This is a genomic window from uncultured Serinicoccus sp., from assembly GCF_947487915.1.
In the GTDB taxonomy this organism is placed as follows: Bacteria; Actinomycetota; Actinomycetes; order Actinomycetales; family Dermatophilaceae; genus Ornithinicoccus.
Genome location: NZ_CANKYH010000051.1, coordinates 1 through 247, shown reverse-complemented (window position 1 = coordinate 247; position 247 = coordinate 1). Strand labels below are relative to the sequence as shown.

Annotated in this window: 1 protein-coding gene; it reads left to right on the top strand. The window is 20.6% G+C overall.

What is annotated here, in order from left to right:
- Positions 1-191, top strand: a 191-nt coding sequence (locus tag Q0795_RS17290; protein WP_298891793.1) for a hypothetical protein, incomplete at its 5' end; no start/stop codon positions are given.
- Positions 192-247: the final 56 nt, after the last annotated feature.

Sequence of the window (247 nt, the reverse complement as noted above, 5' to 3'; positions counted from 1 at the left end):
AATTACAAACAAACACAATAAAAAAAAACCCACAAAAAAAAAAAAATAAAAAGACCACAAATAAACCAAAAAAAAAAATAACAACCAAAAATTCAAAAACAAACCCAACACCAACAAAAAAAAAAAAAACACCAAAAACAAAAAAAAACAAAACAATCAGAAAAACAAAAAAAAAAAAACCAACAATTTAAATAAAAAAACCAGCGACAAAAAAAAACACACCCATCTAAAAAAAAAAACAAAAAAA